Source organism: Nannocystis pusilla, from assembly GCF_020073745.1.
In the GTDB taxonomy this organism is placed as follows: domain Bacteria; phylum Myxococcota_A; class Polyangia; order Nannocystales; family Nannocystaceae; genus Nannocystis; species Nannocystis radixulma.
On record NZ_JAIRAU010000001.1, the window covers coordinates 1002895 to 1020350 of the forward strand.

12 protein-coding genes are annotated in these 17456 nt (G+C 69.8%); 6 read left to right on the plus strand and 6 right to left on the minus strand.

The window, feature by feature from the left end; all coding sequences use genetic code 11:
- Positions 1-25 precede the first annotated feature (25 nt).
- Together K7C98_RS03955 and K7C98_RS03960 are read left to right on the plus strand one after the other, a co-directional pair.
- The gene (locus tag K7C98_RS03955; protein WP_224190150.1) at positions 26-808 is read left to right on the plus strand and encodes a hypothetical protein; all 783 of its coding nucleotides are present in this window, start codon (positions 26-28) and stop codon (positions 806-808) included.
- A gap of 2 nt (positions 809-810) precedes the next feature.
- Positions 811-1977 carry a DUF2169 family type VI secretion system accessory protein gene (locus K7C98_RS03960; RefSeq protein ID WP_224190151.1) on the plus strand — a complete coding sequence of 389 codons (1167 nt, stop codon included), beginning with the start codon at positions 811-813 and terminating at the stop codon, positions 1975-1977.
- Between the two features lie 7 nt (positions 1978-1984).
- On the opposite strand, the gene K7C98_RS03965 is transcribed toward K7C98_RS03960, so the two are convergent.
- Complete coding sequence (locus tag K7C98_RS03965) at positions 1985-2599, minus strand: hypothetical protein (RefSeq protein WP_224190152.1); 615 nt, start codon at positions 2597-2599, stop codon at positions 1985-1987.
- A 9-nt stretch (positions 2600-2608) separates the two neighbouring features.
- On the minus strand, positions 2609-3142 hold the full coding sequence (locus K7C98_RS03970) for a hypothetical protein (protein WP_224190153.1): 534 nt from the start codon (positions 3140-3142) through the stop codon (positions 2609-2611).
- Between the two features lie 615 nt (positions 3143-3757).
- On the opposite strand from K7C98_RS03970, the gene K7C98_RS03975 reads away from it, so the two are divergent.
- From K7C98_RS03975 to K7C98_RS03990, 3 genes are read left to right on the plus strand one after another with little or no spacing between them, the layout of a single operon-like run.
- A complete protein-coding gene (locus tag K7C98_RS03975; RefSeq protein ID WP_346660262.1) occupies positions 3758-6046 on the plus strand; it encodes a DUF4215 domain-containing protein in 2289 nt (762 codons plus the stop codon).
- Positions 6047-6092: 46 nt separating this feature from the next.
- Entirely contained in the window at positions 6093-8333 is a 2241-nt protein-coding gene (locus K7C98_RS03985; RefSeq protein ID WP_224190154.1) for a DUF1554 domain-containing protein, read from the plus strand.
- A gap of 38 nt (positions 8334-8371) precedes the next feature.
- The gene (locus K7C98_RS03990; protein WP_224190155.1) at positions 8372-10720 is read left to right on the plus strand and encodes a DUF4215 domain-containing protein; all 2349 of its coding nucleotides are present in this window, start codon (positions 8372-8374) and stop codon (positions 10718-10720) included.
- Positions 10721-10778: 58 nt separating this feature from the next.
- Here the strand turns inward: K7C98_RS03990 and K7C98_RS03995 are convergent, their stop codons facing one another.
- The 3 genes from K7C98_RS03995 to K7C98_RS04005 form a co-directional block, all read right to left on the minus strand.
- Entirely contained in the window at positions 10779-11630 is an 852-nt protein-coding gene (locus tag K7C98_RS03995; protein WP_224190156.1) for a ketopantoate reductase family protein, read from the minus strand.
- 187 nt (positions 11631-11817) lie between these two features.
- The gene (locus K7C98_RS04000; protein WP_224190157.1) at positions 11818-12093 is read right to left on the minus strand and encodes a hypothetical protein; all 276 of its coding nucleotides are present in this window, start codon (positions 12091-12093) and stop codon (positions 11818-11820) included.
- Between the two features lie 210 nt (positions 12094-12303).
- Positions 12304-13038, minus strand: coding sequence for a hypothetical protein (locus K7C98_RS04005; RefSeq protein ID WP_224190158.1), 735 nt, complete (start codon positions 13036-13038; stop codon positions 12304-12306).
- Positions 13039-13344: 306 nt separating this feature from the next.
- Here K7C98_RS04005 and K7C98_RS44595 point away from each other — a divergent pair, with 306 nt between their 5' ends.
- Positions 13345-15795: a DEAD/DEAH box helicase gene (locus K7C98_RS44595; protein WP_224190159.1), complete on the plus strand. Its 2451-nt coding sequence runs from the start codon at positions 13345-13347 to the stop codon at positions 15793-15795.
- 765 nt (positions 15796-16560) lie between these two features.
- On the opposite strand, the gene K7C98_RS04015 is transcribed toward K7C98_RS44595, so the two are convergent.
- Positions 16561-17289, minus strand: a complete 729-nt coding sequence (locus K7C98_RS04015; protein WP_224190160.1) for a hypothetical protein — start codon at positions 17287-17289, stop codon at positions 16561-16563.
- Positions 17290-17456: the final 167 nt, after the last annotated feature.

Genomic DNA, 17456 nt, shown 5'->3' on the forward strand with positions numbered 1-17456 from the left:
CCAATTCGGCCTATCGGCATTCACCATGCACGATCAGTGGCTTCCGCCGCCGCAGCCGGTGAAGTTCGTGCCGGGGTTTGTCGAGGGGCCGGCGTTCATGGGGTATCACCCGGGCCGGTTGCTGAGCCACAAGGTCGGAGTGAACACATATTTCGACGGTTGCCCGGCGATCCAGCAAGGGCACGACGTCGGTTACATGATCCCGCACACGGCGATCCCAAAGAACTGGATGATCCTGATCAACTCGATGTTCTCGAAGCACAAGGTGATGATGCCGGTCACCAGCGTACTCATCGAGGGCAAGCCGATGGGCACATACCTGGCGGCGTACCTCGGGCTCATCTGCGCCAGTCCGGTGTCGCTTCCGACCGGATTTGTGATTTGCTTGCGCGGGACGGTCATGTCCTACCTCACGCTCAAGGACATCATCCTCGGCCTCAGCTTCATCGCCGTCGACGTGACGCTTGATGCGATCTGGTCGGTGATCGTGAAGGGCGATCAATGGGGCAAGTTCGGGTCGGGGAAGCCGATGCCGGCCGCCTACAAAAACGCTCTCGAGACGATCTTTAACAAGAAGCTGAAGGGCGCGAACCCAGTCCTGATTGCGCGCAACGTCCTGAGCAAGCTGGCGGACCATCTGGTCAAGAGCTGGATCGTCAGCCCGGTGGTCTCGGGTGCGATCTACCAGACCGCTCAGCCACTTGTAGACGTGCCGCGGGGAGCGCTGCCCACCGTCTCGATCGGTCGCGGCAGCAACATCAAGTACACTTTCTTCCCCGGCAAGTCGTCGGGCAACACCGCGAACTGAGCATGCATCCGGCTACCGCGACCTTTCTGTTGGCGGCCGACGCCGAGCGGCGGCAGATCGTGTCGGTGCACGTCAAGCGAACGTACGACCTGTTGCCGAACGGCGAGTGCGTGCGCGCTGAGATCCAGCAGCCATTCCTCAACATGGTCAGCAACGAACTTGAGGAGGGAGCGCCGCCGGAGCTGGATATCATCCCCTACAAGGCCGCCACCGATCTCATCGTCATGGCGACAGCTCACGCTCCACCCGGGCGCAAAGCGACGCAGGTGGTGGCCAGCCTCGAGTTTGGCGACATTCGCCGCGAGTACCTGATCCACGGGGATCGCCGATGCCTCTATCGCGGGCCCGGCTCGGTAGCCTTTTCTCGGCCCGAGCCATTCGAGACGATCATGATGCGTCACGAGTTTGCGTTCGGCGGCTGCGACCCTACCGTGCCGGTGGAGCGGCCCAAGACTCTGCTCGAGGCGATGTCCCCACACCCGGGCATCTACCCGCGCAACCCTGCAGGGCGGGGCTACGTCGTGTCGGACGATGCGGCGCTCATCGACGGGCTGTTGCTGCCCAACATCGAGGACCCACGCGACCTGATCACGCCGGAGCGGCTAATCTCCCGGCACGTGGCGAACTGGTGGCGACAGCCGTTGCCATGGTCCTGTGACTGGTTCGATCCGGATTGGTACCCGCGAAGTGCGTTTCTCGGCGTGTGTCCTGAATTTCTCCCCGACGATATGCGGCTGCTCCCGGAGGCCGCGCGCGGGTACCTGCCGTTCGACCTGCATCAACAGCAGCGGGAGGCCACGATCGAGAAGCTGATTCACCCGCGTTGGGCTGACGCGGCTGCTCCCGGGCTGGTCGTCCCGCTCATGCGCGGCGACGAAGCGATCCGCTTCCGCAACATGACCCCGGACGGAGAAATCGTGGTCTGCCTGCCGGGTGAGCCGCCCCGCATTTCCGTGCGTTTCGAGGGCAAGCTGGTCGAGATCGAGCCGGTGGTTCATCGCGTTCTGATCAGCCTCGAGGAGATGGGCGTGTACGTGGTGTGGCATGGCGCGTGGCCGACACCACGTGGGCTGCCCGACAGCCCTCTGGCTCCCGACGCACCAGCGGGGGCCGATCTCGACGGAGTCACGGTCTTCGTCGATGGTCAACCGATCGCACCAATGCCCTGATCGCGGCTTATCGGATGAGGTCGAGCGCTACCTGAGCGGTGGCGTCGATGAGGACGCTCTGTCGTTGGGCATTCGTCAGGAAGGTCCGCCGGCCCGACGACGGATCGGGCAGAGACACGAACAGGAGCAGTTCGCGGTCATACAGACGTATGAGGCAATCCTGTTGAGCGAGTTGCAGCAGTCGCTTGCGCGTTTCCTCTGGTAGATCGTGCGCGCGCGCACCGCTAAAGTAGCGCTCGAAAACTTCAGGCGAGGTGAGGTCGATGTCGAAGGGCGCTGTTTTTCGGTAGCAAAGGCGCGGGGTCCGCCAAGCGCGTCCGGGCGGCAGAGCGACGGCTATTGCCGTGTACACGCCGTCATTGGGGCTGTTATCATGCTCGATGGAGACGCACACGTCCAGCCCGTTGCGAACGACATGAGCTTGGAGATGGTCGTGAGGGGGGTCGACAAGCCGTCCGCCGATCACGTCAGAGAGCTCGCGTATGGTCTGTTCGATCGCTCGGAGATACTGCTCTCGTGCGGGCCACGCATTATTAGCGGCCCTGACAGCTGTGATGAGTGTTGCAGCCAATAGGCTAAAGCTTATCACCATCATCACCGTCTCGAGGGTCGATGATTCCATGACGGCCCTCTACCGCTTGGGTTCGAGCTGGCCCGGCGCCTGTGCTTGTAACGCCGCGCGCGGCTGGATCCCGGCTTTTGGCGAGTTGAGGCGGACGCGTTCGCCGTCGAGGGCCACGTCGTCGTTGGCGGTGAGTTGGACGTCGCCGCGACGGGCGCGCAGGTGCTGGGCGTGGCCCTCGCTGTCGATGACGCCGCCGGCTGCCACGCGTACGTCGCCCTGGGCGACCTGCACGAGGTCGCCGCCGGTGTGGATCGCCACGCCGTCCTCGGCGTGGATGGCGAGGCGGCGGCAATCGAGCGAGAGGTCGCCGGTGGCGGCCACTGCCAGCGACACGCTCTGCAGCTCGACCGCCGGTCCCTCCGGGAGCAGCGAAATTTTTAAGAAGATCTTGCCGTCGGGGGCCTTGATGCTGAGCACGTCGCCGCGGGGGCCGGCGAGCGACTCGAGCGAATAACCGGCGCGAAAGGTCATCGACGTGGTGGTCGGCGCGGCGGCGGCGGGCCGCTCGTTGTCCTCGTCATGGCTGTCGTCTGCCGGCATGATCCTCTGAGGGTTCGATCGATATCACGGCTGAACAGGTCCGCCAAGCGGCGCGCGCTCGTCTTCGCCCGGGACCGCCGTTCTCGGCCGATGACCTGCAGCGCGGGCGTCGCTCACGGACAGGCCCGACCGGGAGCACGGCCGGCGATCTCGTCCGGACGCGATCGGACATCGCTTCGAGCCCGCATCGGACTTCGCAGAAAAGTGACAGCGGCGCGATGGATCGAATGCCGCCGTGTCGATCGTGCCTCGTCGTGATTCGGCAACCTGCCTCGCCGGCACGTCCCTCGCCGGGCGTCCTGGTGCAGTCGTCGCTGCGGCGCGACTCCGACCGCTCGGCTGCGCGGGCATGCGGCCCGAAACTCACATGGCTCGAAGTTCAGGTGATCGCCTCGCGGCGCCGACCATCGGCGATCATGGCCGGGCGAACGAATTGCGACCGGCCGCGGGCTCACCCGCGGCCGGCGCGGTCACGCAGGCCTTCACGCTCGCCGCCGCTGGCGGTCCGGCGAAGAGGGCCGTTCGTTCGCCAACAAGCGAGACGATCGGAGTAGAACAGAGATGGAGAATACGAAGAAATCGACTCGTCGCGCGCACCCGTGTGCGCTTGCGACGGTGCTGCACCTCCTGGCCACCGGCTGTGACGGTGACGTGGAGATCTCGATCCATATCACCAGCCCCGGGCCCGAGCTGCCCTGCGGCGACGGGCAGATCGGGCCCGGCGAGGAATGCGACGACGGCGAGGACAACGGCAACGACGCGGCCTGCAAGCTCGATTGCACCCTCAACGTCTGCGGCGACGGCCACGTCGGCCCGGGCGAGACATGCGACGACGGCAACGAGGTCGACGACGATGGGTGCAGCAACACCTGCGTGGGATCGGTCTGCGGGGATGGCGTGTTGCAGCCGGGCGAGCCCTGCGACGACGGCAACGACGTCGACGACGACGCGTGCAGCAACGATTGCGCGCTCGCGGCCTGCGGCGACGGTATCGTCCAGGTCGGCGAGGCCTGCGACGACGGCAACGGCGACGATACGGACCTGTGCACCGCCGCCTGCGTCCCGGCCGGCTGCGGCGACGGTCACCTCCAGCCGGCCGCCGGCGAGGCGTGCGACGACGGGGCCGGCAACGGCCCGAATGCGGCCTGTCGCGCCGATTGCACGATCAACGTCTGCGGCGACGGCGACATCGGCCCCGGCGAGGCGTGCGACAACGGCCCGAGCAACGCGAACCATGCCGCGTGCAAGCTCGACTGCACCGTCAATTTTTGCGGCGACGGCCACGTCGGTCCGATGGAGGGCTGCGACGACGGCAATGACGTCGACGACGACGCGTGCACCAATGCTTGCACCGTCCCCCCGTGCGGCGACGGCATCGTCCAGGCCAGCGAGGCGTGCGACGACGGCAACAGCGACAACACGGACGCCTGCACCAACGCGTGCACCGCGGCGGCCTGCGGCGACGGCTTCATCCAGGCCGGCGAGGCGTGCGACGACGGCCCGGACAACAGCGACGGCAGCGATTGCACGCTCGCCTGCGCCGTCGCTACCTGCGGCGACGGCCTCGTCCACGACCAGGGCGGCGGCGGCGAGGAGTGCGACGAGGGCCTCGACAACGGCCCCGGCCACGCTTGCCTCGCCGATTGCAGCCTCAACGTCTGTGGCGACGGCGACCTCGGGCCCGGCGAGGCCTGCGACGACGGCGACCTCGCGGGCGGCGACGGCTGCAGTCCGCTGTGCACCCACGAGGCGTGCGGCAACGAGATCGTCGACGCCGGCGAGCAGTGCGACGACGGCCAGGACGGCGATCCAGACGACGGCTGCACCGACGCGTGCATGCTGCCGGCCTGCGGCGACGGCCTCGTCCAGCCGGGCAAGGGCGAGCAGTGCGACGACGGGCCCGGCAACAGCGACGGCGGGGCCTGCACGAGCGACTGCAAGGTCGCGACCTGCGGCGACGGTCACGTGTGGCTCGCGGTCGAGCAATGCGACGACGGCCCGGGCAACGCCAACACCCACGCCTGCAAGCTCGATTGCACCCACAACTTCTGCGGCGACGGCTTCGTCGGCCCCGGCGAGGCGTGCGACGACGCCGACGCGCTCGACGACGACACTTGCAGCAACACGTGCAAGCTGCCGACCTGCGGCGACGGCCTCAAGCAGGGCGCCGAGGCGTGCGACCTCGGGCCGCTCAACAGCAACACCGGCGATTGCACCCTCGCGTGCACGCTGCCCGCGTGCGGCGACGGCTTCGTGCACGCCGGCGTCGAGGCTTGTGACGACGGCGACGCCGACAACACCGACGGCTGCCTGAACAATTGCGAGGTCGCCGTGTGCGGCGACGGCTCCGTGCTCGCGGGCGTCGAGGTCTGCGACGACGGCAACAACCTCGACGGCGACGGCTGCAACGCCGACTGCGTCCGGCCCAAGCGCGTGTTCGTCACCAGCACCACGTGGAACGGCAACCTGGGCGGGATCGCCGGCGCCGCGAGCAAATGCCAGACGCGCGCCGCCGCGGCCGGCCTGAGCGGCACCTGGGACGCCTGGATCAGCAGCGCGGTCAGCAGCCCGGCGACCCGCTTCGTCAAGTCGACGACGCACTACGCCCGCATCGACGGCCCGGAGATCGCGCAGACCTGGGAAGATCTGACCGACGGCACCCTCGACGCGCCGATCGACCACAATGAATTCGGCGCGCTCGTGCCTCAAGCCATGGTGTGGACCGGCACCGCCGCGCACGGGACTCCGCTCGTCGAGAACTGCCAGACGTGGTCGACCTCCAGCACCTTGCAGGAGGGCTACGACGGCCGCAACGACGCCACCGACTTCAACTGGAGCGCCCGCTCGCTCGCCCTCAGCCTGCACTGTGCGGCCGCGCAGCGGCTGTACTGCTTCGAGCAATGACGGGGCCTCACCATCGCCATTTTCTGGAGATCTCACTGCCATGTTCATGAATACCCGCACCATTTCTTCCGCGCGAGCGGCCCTCCTCGCCGCGAGCCTTCCGCTCCTGAGCCCGGGCTGCGACGGCGCCCTCGACGTCACCGTCGACATCCACGTCTCTGCCGGCGGCAGCGCCTGCGGCGACGGTCAGCTCGACCCCGGCGAGCAATGCGACCACGGCGAGGCCAACGGCCCCGGCCAGGCTTGCCACGCCGACTGTCGGCTCAACGTCTGCGGCGACGGCGACGTCGGCCCCGGCGAGGCCTGCGACGACGGCGAAGACAACGGCCCCGACGCGCCCTGCACCGGCCAGTGCCAGCACGCCGCCTGCGGCGACGGTTTCGTCGGCCCCGGCGAGGCCTGCGACGACGGCAACGCCGTCGAGACCGACCTGTGCACCTCCGCCTGTGTCCCCGCGGCCTGCGGCGACGGCATTCACCAGCCCGCGGCCGGCGAGCAGTGCGACGACGGCCCCGCCAACGGCCCGAGCGCGGCGTGTCGCAGCAATTGCATGACCAATGTCTGCGGCGACGGCGACATCGGCCCGGGCGAGGCCTGCGACAACGGCCCGAGCAACGCGAACAACGCCGCGTGCAGGCTCGATTGCGCCTTCAACGTGTGCGGCGACGGCCACGTCGGCCCGCTGGAGGGCTGCGACGACGGCAACGCCGTCGACCTCGACGCGTGCAGCAACACCTGCGTCGCGGCCACCTGCGGCGACGGCGTCGTGCAGGCGACCGAGGCCTGCGACGACGGCAACGCGATCGACACCGACCTGTGCACCGCCGCCTGCACCGCGGCGGCCTGCGGCGACGGCCACCTCCAGCCCGGCGAGGCGTGCGACGACGGCCTGGCGAACAGCGACGGCGGCGGCTGCACGCTCGCGTGCGCGCTCGCGGTCTGCGGCGACGGCCTCCTTCACGATCAGGGCGGCGGCGCCGAGCAGTGCGACGAGGGCCTCGCCAACGGCCCGGGTCACGCTTGCCTCGCCGATTGCACCCTCAACGTCTGCGGCGACGGTGACCTCGGCCCCGGTGAGGCCTGCGACGACGGCAACGTCGGCGCCGGCGACGGCTGCAGCCCGACCTGCGCGCTCGAGGAGTGCGGCAACGCGATCGTCGAGCCGGGCGAGGCCTGCGACGACGGCCAGGACGGCGATCAGGACGACGGCTGCACCGACGCGTGCACCGTACCGGCCTGCGGCGACGGCCACGTGCAGGCCAGCCTGGGCGAGCAGTGCGACGCCGGTGCGGCCAACAGCGACGGCGGCGCGTGCACGCTGTCGTGTCGACATGCCGTGTGCGGCGACGGCCACGTATGGCTCGAGGTCGAGCAATGCGACGCCGGCGCGAACAACGGCGACGACAAGCCGTGCAAGCTCGACTGCAGCGGCGCGGTGTGCGGCGACGGCGTCGTCGGCCCCGGCGAGGCCTGTGACGACGCCGACGAGGACGACGACGACGAGTGCACGAGCGCGTGCAAGGCCATGACCTGCGGCGACGGCGTGGTGCAGGTCGGCGAGGAGTGCGACGACGGCCCGGCCAACGACAACGCCGGCGCCTGCACCCTCACCTGCCTGGTGGCGAGCTGCGGCGACGGCTTCGTCCAGGCCGGCGAGACCTGCGACGACGGCGACGACGACGACGGCGACGCCTGCAGGAACGACTGCCAGGCGGCCACCTGCGGCGACGGCGTGCTGTGGGCCGGCCACGAGCAGTGCGACGACGGCGGCAACGTCGACGGCGACGGCTGCAACGACGACTGCACCGTGCCCAAGCGCGTGTTCGTCACCGCCATCGGTTACACCGGCAACCTGGGCGGGATCGCCGGCGCGAAGGCCAAGTGTCAGGCCCGCGCGGACGCGGCCGACCTCGGCGGCGTGTGGGACGCGTACCTCGTGGCCTCGGGCAGCAGCCCCTGGACGCGCTTCATCCCCTCGGCCACCGGCTACCAGCGCCTCGACGGCGCGATCGTGGCCGACGACTTCGCCGACCTCAACGACTCGTCCATCGACGCGCCGATCAACATCAACGAATTCGGCGGCCAGGTCGGCAGCGAACGGGTGTGGACCGGCGTCGGGCCGGACTACCTCCCGCTCTACACCCGGTGCGGCGACTGGACCCAGGACGGCCCCGGCGCCGAAGGGTGGACGGGTCAGACCCATGCCATCGCCGGCGCCTGGAATTACGACTCCTACGAGACGCTCCCGTGCGACGAGCCGCGCCGTCTCTACTGCTTCGAACAATGACCCACCCGCGCGACCTCTCGAATCACAGGAGAACCGAAATGAAGTACCACACGATCTTCCACACTCTCGGCATTCGCGCGGGCCTGCTCACCGGCGCGCTGCTGCTCGCGGCCGCCGGCTGCGACGCCGACGTCAGCGTCGACCTCGATATCGACTCGCCGAACCTCACGGGCGGCGGCGGCGGTAACCTGGGCACGTGCGGCGACGGCCAGCTCGCCGTCGGCGAGGAGTGCGACCACGGCCCCGCCAACGGCGCCGGCCAGATCTGCCGCAGCAATTGCCGGCTCAACGTCTGCGGCGATTACGAGGTCGGCCCCGAAGAGGAGTGCGACCACGGCGTCGCCAACGGCGACCACAAGGCCTGCACCTCGCAGTGCTTGTTCGCGGTGTGCGGCGACGGGCTGCTCGGCCCGGGCGAGGCGTGCGACGACGGCAACGACGTCGACGGCGACGCCTGCAGCAACGCCTGCGTGCCCGCCACCTGCGGCGACGGCGTCGCCCAGCCGCCCGAGCACTGCGACGACGGCAACGCCGTCGACGACGACGCCTGCAGCAACGCCTGCATCGCCGCCGCCTGCGGCGACGCGGTCCTGCAGATCGGCGAAGAGTGCGACGACGGGCCCGCCAACGGCGCGAGCGCGAGCTGTCGCGCCAATTGCCGGATCAACGTGTGCGGCGACGGCGACCACGGCCCCGGCGAGCAGTGCGACAACGGCCCGGACAACGGCGACCACGCCGGCTGCAAGCTCGATTGCACGATCAACACCTGCGGCGACGGCGAGGTCGGCCCGATGGAGGGCTGCGACGACGGCAACGCCGTCGACGACGACGGGTGCACCAACGCGTGCACCGCCCCGACCTGCGGCGACGGGATCGTCCAGGCGACGGAGGCGTGTGACGACGGCAACGCGATCGACACCGACGATTGCACCTCCGCTTGCACCCTCGCGGCGTGCGGCGACGGCCTGATCCAGCCGGGAGAGTCCTGCGACGCCGGCGTCGAGAACAGCGACGGCGGCGACTGCACGCTCGCCTGCACGATCGCCCACTGCGGCGACGGCCTCGTGCACGACCAGGGCAGCGGCAGCGAGGAGTGCGACAACGGGCCCGACAACGGCCCGCAGAAGGGCTGCCTCGCCGGGTGCCACCTCAACGTCTGCGGCGACGGCGACCGCGGCCCCGGCGAGGGCTGCGACGACGGCAACCTCGTCGCCGGCGACGGCTGCAGCCCGTTGTGCGCGCTCGAGGAGTGCGGCAACGGCGTCGTCGATCCGGGCGAGCAGTGCGACGACGGCATGGATCACGACCAGGACGACGGCTGCACCGACCTGTGCCGCCTCCCGGCCTGCGGCGACGGCTTCACCCAGCCGAGCCTCGGCGAGGAGTGCGACACCAGCAACACCAACAGCGACGGCGGCGCGTGCACGCTGAGCTGCAAGCACGCGGTGTGCGGCGACGGCCACCTGTGGCTCGGCGTCGAGCAGTGCGACGGCGGCGACGACAACGGCGAGGACCAGCCCTGCAAGCCCGACTGCACCGGCGCCATCTGCGGCGACGGCTTCGTCGGCCCGGGCGAGCCGTGCGACGACGGCAACCTCGTCAACGAGGACGGATGCACCAACGTGTGCAAGCTGCCGACCTGCGGCGACGGCTTCGTCCAGGCCGGTGAGCCGTGCGACGAGGGCCCGGGCAACGACAACAACGGCACGTGCACCCTCTCCTGCACGCTGCCGGTGTGCGGCGACGGGTTCGTCCAGCCCGGCGAGGGCTGCGACGACGACGACCTCGTGCAGACCAACGACTGCCTCAACAACTGCCAGCTCGCCACCTGCGGCGACGGCTTCGTCTGGACCGGCCACGAGACGTGCGACGACGGCAACGCCGTCGCGGGCGACGGCTGCTACGCGTGCGAGCCGGCCAAGCGCACGTTCGTCACCGGCGGGACCTACAACGGCAACCTCGGCGGCCTCAGCGGCGCCGCGGCGAAGTGCCAGACGCGGGCCAACTCGGCCGGCCTCGGCGGCACCTGGGACGCCTGGCTCAGCACCGACGCCAGCAGCCCGCTGACCCGCTTCGTGCCGTGCCTCGCCGGCTACTCGATGCACGGGATCATCGTCGCCAACAGCTTCGCCGACCTCACCGACGGCACGCTCGACAGCGGCATCTACGCCACCGAGACCGGCACCAGTGTGTCCGGCTCGGAGGTGTGGACCGGCACCAGCCCCTTCGGCGCGGCCACCACCGCCACCTGCAACAACTGGACGTCGAACAGCTCCCTCGACACCGGCGAGTACGGCCGCTCGGGCCTGGGCACCTCGGCGTGGACCGACAACGGCGACCCCGGGACGTGCAACACGACCCGCCGCCTCTACTGCTTCGAGATCTAGGCGCCGGCGCCAGACAGCCCAGGGGCCGGCGCTCGCCGGCCTCTGGGCGTTTTTGTGGTCACGGCCGGATGGCCTGCAGCGCGGGCGTCGGGTCGGGCGATGCGGCGGTCATGGCGTCGATCAACGCGCGCGGCTCGCCGAAGCCGGCGGCGCCCGACCGCTGGATCGCGGACAGCCGGGTGAGCGCCCACAGGAAGGCCGCGGTCATCGGTGTGGGCAATCGGCTCGCCACCGTCATCGGCGCGGGAGTGATGACATTGCCGAGCCGGCGCACCAGGCGGAAGCCCTCGTCGACCGCGCGCGCGAGGGTCACCGCCTCGGACCAGGACACGCCGGCGCGGCGCTCGTGGGCCCTGGCGCTGGCGATCATCACCGGCGCGACGAACGCGGCGTGCGTGCGCAGCCAGCTCTCCATGTCGGGGTGCACGACGGAGGCGATGCCCGCGTCGGTGAAGACCTTCGCCCACGACGGATCGGTGACGGTCGTGCTCACCGGCCGGCCGAAGATCTGCGTCGTCAGCACGCCGTCGTCGAGGCTGGCCAGGATCGCCGGGAAGCCGAAGGCGAAGCGCGCCTCGCCGACGGTGTAACGCAGGCGGTCGAACGGCTCGAAGGTGTTGAACATGAACATGATCGTCCGCGCCGCGCTGGCGGCCAGCGCGGGCAGCACCGCCTCGACCTGCGACACGAGCACGGTGACGAGCACGAGGTCCCACGGCGTCGTCGGGTCGAGCGCGGCCGCGACCTGCACCGGCGCGCGCTTGCCCGTCGCGGTGACGATGGCGCCGTCGCGCTGCAGCTGCTCGAGCCGCCGCCCGCGGGCGACCACGGTGACGTCGTGCCCGGCCTGCTCGAGCTGAAACGCGAACGTGCTCCCGATCCCGCCCGGACCGACGATGGCGATCTTCATGCGCTGCGGATACCACACGCAGATCGGCCGAACAACTTCGCGCTCGCCGGCGGATGGGATGACGTCGTTCAGCGGCTCGTGGACCCGCCCGGGCGAACGCCGGTCCGGGGTGCGCAGCGACGGACGAGCGACCAGGCGGCGTCTGCCGCGATCTCGGGGCGCACGTCGTGCCGCCGGCGACGCCGGCTCAACCGCTCGAGCTCGTCTCTTCGCTGCACGGGTCCCAGCACAACCAGCAGGCCTCGGGCGACGGCGGGCCGCACGTGCAGTCCACCCAGCCGTCGGGGGGCGGCGTGGGTGTGTTGGGGAACACGAACACCCGGCCGGTCTCGACCTCGTAGTAGATCGAGGGCGTGTCCGCTCCGCCGCCGGCCTCGTGATAACAGAAGCCGACGCTGCCCTCGGTCGCGCCGGGGTTCTTGGCGCAACCGAGCGCGAGGAGCACCGCGGTCAGAGATGTCAACAGAGCTCTTGCTTCGACCATGAAGTTCTCCAGCAATAAGGGGATGGCTCGACAAGGTATCACGCGTGCGCGCGCAGGGCCAAGCCGAGGAACGTGCGGTCAGCCCAGAGCCGTCGGACACGTCCTGTCCGGGTCGCGAGCGTGCGTGGAACAAATTGTCGGGATCCACCCGACGCCGGGGCGATCGGCGGCCTCGCGGCCGCGATCGTTTCATGCGAGCGGCGGGGACCAGATCAACGAGAGGCCGTCCTGGAGGGCGAGAGCGACGGCGAGGTCGCCGGCGGGGCCGGCCGCGTCGCCGCACGCGTGCTCGCCCTCGCCGAGCACGGCGCCGGACGGATCGATGCAAGCGTAGGCGTCGCGGTCGGGCAGGCGCACGAAGAGGTGCATGCGGCCGTCGAGGTCGCGGGCGAGCGGGTCGCCGTAGCTCGGCCGGGCGCCGGCGACCAGCGGTCGCAACACCAGCGCGGCGGAGGGCGGAGCGGCGGGAGCGACGGGGACGGGCGCGGGCGCGGGCGCGGGCGCGGCTTTCTTGGCGGCTCGCGGCTTCTTGGGCTTCGCGTGCTCCGGCAGCGGCTCGTCGGCGTAGCGGCCGATCGGGCCGAGCAGCGAGAGGTGCAGGCGCTGGCTGCCGCGCGTGCCGTAGACCCACAGCGAGAGGTCGAGCTCGTCGCCCTTCACGCGGCACCACTCGACGATGTCGATGTGCCGGGCGTTGGCCGCGAGCACGCGGCTGACCAGACTCGCCACGTCCGGCGCGCTGCCGCGGCCGCCGACGAGGTCGGTCTCGAGCCGCTGCAAGAACGCCTTCGCGCCCGAGAGCACCACCGGCTTGCCGCCCTTCATGGCGCGCACGCCGTTGACCAGCCGGACCATGCTGCCCCAAGGGGCGCATTGCGAGGCGAAGGTGCGGGGGAATTCGGGGAGCTCGGTCCAGTCGGTCACGCTCGGACGCTCGCACACGCCCGGAAGGACGTCCACTCCGCGGGCGGCGCAGCGAGCCGCGGAGGCCGCCGCTTCGACGCGCCAGGCTCGGATTGCCGGGCCACCGCAGGAACCGGCAATATTTATACCATGGCGAAGATCGTCGACAGCCCGGCCGGCCATTGACGGGACGATCAGGAGCGTGGTGCCGGCATTCAGGCTGTCATGGTGCTCGCATTGACGGGTGTCGACATTTCCGGCGCCGCGGACGCGTGGGCGATTTCGCGCGCTGACCGCCGCGGCGGGGCGTGGTACCACCGTGGCCTCGTGTTCGCGGAGATCCTCGAACCCCTGCATCGCGCGGCGAGCCCGACGGCGTGGCACCGCGGACTGACGTTGGCGCGGCTCGGGGCGGCGCGAGTGCAGCGCTGCGACGCGGGCGGGTGGGTGTTCGCGATCGCCCGCCTGGCGGGCAGCGGGGTGCGGGCGGAGGTGCGCTGGGCCTGGGACGCGTGGCGCTGCGACTGCGGCGGGCCGGCGGCGTGCGAGCACGTGGTGGCGGCGGCACTGGTGCTGCACACGGCGGGCGGGCTGCTCGAGCAGATCGGGCCGCAGGTGACGGAGGCGCTGAAGCTCGGCTATCGTCTGGCGAGCGCCGGCGACCGCCTGCTGCTGCGGGTGGTGGCGGTCGGGGCCGGCGGCGAGGCGGTGCTGCCGGGGGCGGTCGACGCCGACGACCCGTTGCTGGCGGCGATGCCGGCGGGCGCCAATGCGCTGCAGATCTACCCCGACATCGCCGAATTCGTGGTCGCGCGCCTGGTGGGCGCGTTCGACGTGACGCTCGACGGGGCGCCGGTCGCGGCCGAGGCGGCGCCGCTGCGGGTGGCCTCGGCGGGGGTGATCGAGGGGCGCACGTTCGTCGGCGGGCGGGTGGCGCTGTGCGGGCAGGTGCTGCGATTCGTCGAGCGCGTGGCGGCGCCCGAGTCTGCACATTCGCCAGGCGAATCACCGCAGTCGCCGGAGTCACCGGAGCGCGAGCCGGAGCGGCGCACGCTCGAGCCGCGCTGGGAGCCGGGGGCCGCCGAGCCGGGCGGGGAGGCCGAGCCGGAGGTGACGTTCCGGGCGCCGAGCGGCGCGGGCGAGACGCAGGTCGACGCGGCGCGGGTGGTGCAGGCGTGGCGCTCGGGGCAGTACGCGCTGGCGGCCGAGGACGGCGGGCTGGTGTGGCTGCCGCGCGACTGGCTCGAGCGCTACGGGCCGATGCTCGAGCAATTCGTGGCGGCGCGGCGGGCCGACGGCAAGCGGCCGCGCTGGGCCCGGAGCGCGGCGGCGGCCCTGTGCGAGGCGCTGGAGGTGCCGCCGCCGCCGGAGCTGGCGGGCCTGGCCGGGCTGTCGCGCGAGGACTTCCTGAACAACCTGCCGCCGGCGACGCTGCCGGCGGACCTGCAGGCGCAGCTGCGCGACTACCAGCGCCGCGGCGTCGACTGGCTGTGCCTGCTGCGCGACGCGGGCATCGGAGCGCTGCTCGCCGACGACATGGGCCTCGGCAAGACGCTGCAGACGCTCACGGCGGTGCGCGGGCGGACGCTGGTGGTGGCGCCGACGTCGACGCTGCACAACTGGCTGGCGGAGGCGCGGCGGTTCCGCCCGGGCCTGCGCGCGGCGGCCTACCACGGACCGAAGCGCAGCCTCGACCCGGGGGCGGACATCACGATCACCAGCTACGCGGTGCTGCGGCTCGACAAGGAGAAGCTGTCCCGAGAGACATGGGACACGGTGGTGCTCGACGAGGCGCACGCGATCAAGGAGCCGACCACGGCGACCGCAGGCGCGGCGTTCGCGTTGCGCGCGGGCTGGCGGGTGGCGCTGACCGGGACGCCGGTGCAGAACCGCCTGACCGAGCTGTGGAGCCTGTGTCACTTCCTCAACCCGGGGCTGCTCGGGCAGCTGCGCGAGTTCGTGGCCGGCTACGGCAAGGCGGTCGAGCAGGGCCGGGCGGCCCGCACGGCCGAGCTGCAGGCCAAGCTGCGGCCGTTCCTGCTGCGCCGGCGCAAGGCCGAGGTGGCGCCGGAGCTGCCGCCGCTGACGGAGATCGTGCTGCGCTGCCCGCTCGACGCGGAGGAGCGCAAGGTCTACGACGGGCTGCGGGTGGCGGCCGAGCTCGAGCTGCCGAAGCTGCAGTCGAGCGGCGGGATGCTCGAGGCGCTCGAGCTGCTGCTGCGTCTGCGCCAGGCGGCCTGCCACAGCGCCCTGGTGCCGGGCCAGGAGGCGACGCGCTCGAGCAAGATCGAGCTGCTGCTGGCGCAGCTCGGCGAGGTCACGGCGGCGGGCCACCGGGCGCTGGTGTTCTCGCAGTGGACCAGCCTGCTCGACCTCGTCGAGGACGCGCTGACGGCGGCCGAGCTCGAGCACGTGCGCCTCGACGGTCACACCGAGGACCGCGCGGGGGTGGTGGCCCGCTTCCAGGCCGAGGACGGGCCGCCGGTGATGCTGATCTCGCTCAAGGCCGGCGGCACGGGGCTCAACCTGACGGCGGCCGATTACGTGTACCTGCTCGACCCGTGGTGGAACCCGTCGATCGAAGATCAGGCCGGCGCGCGAGCCCACCGGATCGGTCAGTCGCGGCCGGTGTTCCTGCACCGCCTGATCAGCGAGGACACGGTCGAGGAGAAGATCCTCGAGCTGCACGCGCGCAAGCGGGCGCTGGCGCAGGCGACGGTCGACGACGGCGATGTCTCGGGCCTCGGACGCGAGGAGCTGCTCGAGCTGCTGCGCTGAGCGCCGGCCCGGGGTCGCAGGTGCGGGCCGATCGCACCCGGCCGCGCGGTCCCAGGAATGTTTGCACTCGCGCGCGCCGGACAACCGCGGACGCGCGGGAGTATCCTCGCGTCCCAGCTGGCCGAATCAGCACGTCATTTCGGATCGCATATGTGCGAAGATACGCTGGCGGGTTCCTCGAACAGTCGTCGGATCATCCTCAGGGTTCGTATCAGGGCGGTGGAATCTCTTCGAGACAAAAGTTTGACGTAGCGCTCACACCAATGCAGCGCGTTCCCGGCATAATTTTGTCCTTCTCACAATCATCGTCGTTCTGGCAGGGCGCTACGCAGCTATTGATTCCGCTGACCTGAAGGCATTCGAATCCCGGGACGATGCAGTCGGCGTTGGTACTGCAGCCGCCCTGGGTGCACTTCGAATTCACACAGGTCCAGTTGTTGGGGTACCCCACCCCTGGGCAAGTTTGCCCGGGGACAAGCCGGCTCGGGCAGCAGTCCGCTGCGTCGACGCACGTTTTGGGCTCGCACGGCTCCGGGTCGGGCAAGACACCTGTCGTCTCGCCACCGCTTCCGCTACCGGACACGTCCGTGGTGGATGACCCGGTCGTCGTTGGGACGTCCGTGGTCGTGGGTGCCGTCGTCGTCGTGCTCGTGGGTCCCGTCGTCGTTGCCGTCGCACTATCAGACGCCGACGTGGCGGTGTCGTCGCCGCAACCACTCGCGCCGGCGCCGAAGAGTACGAGCCCTACGATAGAGATTCGATGGATCAGTCGCCCACTAGACAGAAGCATCCGAGCGCTCCTTCCGCGTTTCCGCAAACTTCGCGCTTATTCACGCCAAGCGCATTTAATTTCTCATGGACGAGAGTTTCAGAGAGCAGAGGATTGAATCGAATCCAAGTCTGTTCGAGCGGCATGGGGTCTCCGTTCGCCGCCAGAACATCCAACAGATCTGCGGAGAGGAGGGCCTCATTGCCATCGATCGTGAGCCGCTTGACCCTCGTCAGGCTGCTGAATCCCGAGAGATCGACGAGCTCGAAGTGGGATGCTGAAGCCATCTCGAATTGACAGAAACCAATCTTCAGGGTTTCGACATTCTGCAGAGAGTCGAGATTGATCTCTTCAAGTGCGGGGTTGCCGGAAATAATCACAGAAGCCAGGTCGCTGAATTGATCGAAGCCGGCGACAATGCGTAAATTTGCATTGTTATTGATCAGGAGCGCGCGAAGAGATGTCAAATTTGCCAGACCCTCGGTGGTCTCCAGTCGATCGTTCCAGTCGATGATCAACGCAGAGCCGATCGTGTGAACGCAGTTCAAGAAGGAGAGGTCCGCTTGATCCTGTGCGCCCATCGAAATGTACAGGCTGTTTGTCACATGGCCAATATTGGCGAGGGAGGCGAGATCGGTGTCTTCCCAGATGAAGAGATCACCCTCGTGAACATCGCTGCACGGTTCGGTTGCGTCTGTCGAGCTGTTTGTGGAGCTGTCGGTCAAGATGCTCGTAGAGGGACTGGTGGGTCCATTGGTGGAACTGCTGGTCGATGTATCGACGTTGCCGGTGGAGTTGCTGGTGGAGCCGACTGTCGTGTCCAGGGAGTTGCCGTCAGTTTGGGTACTATCCCCATCTGAGGGGGCCGGTGTACACGCCGCAAGCGCCACGA